Consider the following 3,070-nt stretch of genomic DNA (forward strand, 5'->3'; position numbering starts at 1 on the left):
GGTATCACCAGGTCGAGGCGTTGGAGAAGGTCAACCTGTTGATCAACTACTGGTGGCCCGTGGCCGGTGCCAAGGACTTGCCTGCGCCAGCGCACGCGCTGTTGCAGGCCATCCAGGTGTTGAACGCGCTGCCCGCGGCGCAGCGCGACGCCTGGGCGGCCCTGTTCGAGCACTATGTGGTGCAGCGCGAGCAGGAGCCGGCGGGGCACATCCCCCAGGCTTGGCATGGCGCGCTGACGCGGCGACGCTGAGGACGGATGCCATGCGGCCAATGAAGGAAGTTGATGGCATCACGCGCGAGCGCTTCGAGCGCGAGGTGGTGCCCGCCTACGAGCCGGTCGTGATGCGCGGCGCGGTGAGGCACTGGCCGTTGGTCGCGCAAGGGCGCGCGGGCCTGGATCCCTGCCTGCAATACCTGATGGGCTTCGACGGCGGCAAGCCCGTGGACGCCGTGCTGGCCAAGCCCGAACCCACGCGGGCCTTCAGCTACAAGCCCGACCTGGACGGCTTCAACTTCATGCGCGACAAGCGGCCCTATGCCGCCTTGTTCGAGCAGCTCTGGCGCTACAGCCAMTTCCCCGACCCGCCCAGCCTCGCCGCGCAGAGTGCGCTGGTGTCGGAGGCCTTGCCGGGCCTGGAGCTGGCCAATGTTTTGCCGCTGCTGGATGCCGCCGTGCCGCCGCGCATCTGGATCGGCAACCGTGCGACGGTGCCCGCGCACTTCGACGATTCCCACAACATCGCCTGCGTGGCAGCCGGCCGCCGCCGTTTCACGCTTCTGCCGCCGGCCTGCGCACCGCTGCTCTACCTGGGCCCACCCGACTACGCGCCCACGCCGGCGCCGATGTCAGTCGTGCCTGATCTGCACCGCGCCGACCCGGCGCAGTTCCCGTTGTTAGACGAAGCCCTGACGCACGCCGTGGTGGCCGAGTTGGAGCCGGGTGACGCGATCTACATGCCGCCGTTGTGGTTCCACCAGGTCGAGTCGCTGGCGCCGCATCTGAACATCCTGATGAACTATTGGTGGCGGCCGCTGGCCGCGCCGCAGCGCCCGGATGACCTGCACCTGGCGGCTATGCGGCTGGCCATGCTGGCGCTGCGGCATCTGCCCGACGGTGAACGTGAAGGCTGGCGCGCCTTGTTCGCGCACTATGTGTTCGGCGCGCGGGGCGAGGGGCTGGCGCATATCCCCGCAGGCCAGCGCCATCTGTTCGGCGACATCGACGCGGCGGCCGATGCCGTCGTGCGCAAGGACATCCTCGACCGGTTGCGGGGAGGCGCTGAATAGGCCTCCGCGATGCGGCGCGCCCTGGTTTGGGATGGGCTGCAAGGCGCAAAGCGCAGCCATAGCTTGACTATGGCGAGCATTTGCAACGCCGCAGGCCGCCCAAAGCAGGGATGCGCCGYGCGCGAGGGTCTGTTCAGCGCCTCCCTTGCTACCAGGTATAGATCTGCAGCGCCTTGTCGCCGACACCCGGCGGGATGTTGGCCAGCAGCTCGCGGTGGTCCGGGAAGTTCGTCACGCTGCGCTGGATGAAGTCGTCCACCGCTTCCAGCCGGTGGCGCGCCTGGTGCTCCGTCGGCGGCTGCAGGTCCTGCGCATCCGGAAAGATGCCCATGCCGGCCAGCAGCGCGTACCAGGACACGGCCGGGTAGCCGCCGCCGAAGCGGCCCGTCTTGAGGGCAGCGACCAGAGGCTTGCGCGACATCCACGTCATCAGCACGCCTTGCAGCGAGTCCGACAGGTGCATGTTCTCGGCGTTCTCGCGCCAGTAGTCGGTGTCGGTGCGCGAGTTGGTCTTGTAGTGCGCGACGATGTAGTCGCGCGTGTTCTCGAAGCGCTTGTGCATGGCGGCGTTGAACGCGTCCTGCGAGGCGGCGCCGAGGTCGCCCTTCTCCAGCACTTCCACCAGCATGGACGCCGTGACCTGCACGAACAGCAGGGCCGTGGCTTCCAGCGGCTCGATGAAGCCTTGCGACAGGCCGATGGCCACGCAGTTGCGATTCCAGACCTTGGACATGCGGCCCACACGCATCTTGAGGTGGCGGGCGGGGATGTCGGCATCCAACAGGCCCAGGTGCTGGCGCAGCTCGGTCTCGGCTTCGTCTGCCGAGCAGTGCGCGCTGCTGTAGACATAGCCGTTGCCCCGGCGCTGGGTGAGCGGAATCTTCCACGCCCAGCCGTGGCGCAGCGCGGTGGACACGGTCTGCGACTCGATGGGGCCTTCAAGCGGCGTCGGCATCGCCACGGCCGCGTCGTTGAAGAGGTTCTCCCCGAAGCCGATGAAGGGCGTCTGCAGGGCCTTGCCAATCATCAGCGATGCAAAGCCGCTGCAGTCCACGAAGAAGTCGGCGGCCAGGGCCTCGCCGTCATCGAGCTGCAGCCGGTCGATGTCGCCGCGCTCGTTGAGCAGCACCTGAGTGACGTGGCGCCGTAGGTGCGTCACACCGCGCTCCACCGCCTTGAGGCCGAGGAATTGACCGAGCAGCGTGGCGTCAAAGTGATAGCCGTACCAGACGTCAAACGGGAAGTTGGGCAGCGCGCGCGGGCCGCGGGCCTGGCGCGCCAGCGCCGCAGACGTGAAGAAGCGGTCCGGGTGGGCGTACACGTCGGCGCCGTCGAGCCGCGCGTGCACGTTGTCGACGAAGGGATGCATGGTCATGTTGTCCAGCATCGACACGAAGGGATGGAAGTAGCGCTCGAAGCCGGGCTTGGTCGACCAGCCATCGAAGGTGATGCCGCTCTTGTAGGTGGCGTTGCAGGCCGGCATCCACTCCGACTCCTCGATGCCCAGGATCTCGAAGAACCGGCGCAGCCAGGGCGTCGAGCCCTCGCCCACGCCGATGATGCCGACCTGGGGGCTCTCCAGCACGGTGATCTTCAGCCGCGGGCCATAGGCCGTGGTGGCCAGCATCAGCGCCGTCATCCAGCCCGCCGAGCCGCCGCCGACGATGCAGATGTGCTTGACCGGCGGCGGCGCATCGGTGCTGCCGCCCAGCGGGCGGGCGGCGATGTACTGGTCGATGAGGGTGGCGGTGTCACTCATGGGAGTTCGCATCGAAAAAGGGG

At 68.0% G+C, this 3,070-nt stretch carries 2 protein-coding genes and 1 pseudogene; 2 read left to right on the plus strand and 1 reads right to left on the minus strand.

Features of this window, described 5'->3' with window-relative positions; genetic code table 11:
• Nucleotides 1–251, plus strand: a pseudogene (locus ACXJKR_RS28485) (cupin-like domain-containing protein); the annotation flags it as partial.
• 20 nt (nucleotides 252–271) lie between these two features.
• The gene (locus tag ACXJKR_RS28490) at nucleotides 272–1,288 is read left to right on the plus strand and encodes a cupin-like domain-containing protein (RefSeq protein WP_457325697.1); all 1,017 of its coding nucleotides are present in this window, start codon (nucleotides 272–274) and stop codon (nucleotides 1,286–1,288) included.
• Nucleotides 1,289–1,436: 148 nt separating this feature from the next.
• Here the strand turns inward: ACXJKR_RS28490 and ACXJKR_RS28495 are convergent, their stop codons facing one another.
• Nucleotides 1,437–3,047, minus strand: a complete 1,611-nt coding sequence (locus ACXJKR_RS28495; RefSeq protein ID WP_457325699.1) for a tryptophan halogenase family protein — start codon at nucleotides 3,045–3,047, stop codon at nucleotides 1,437–1,439.
• Nucleotides 3,048–3,070 lie beyond the last annotated feature (23 nt).

It is taken from the genome of Roseateles sp. P5_E11 (genome assembly GCF_054049355.1).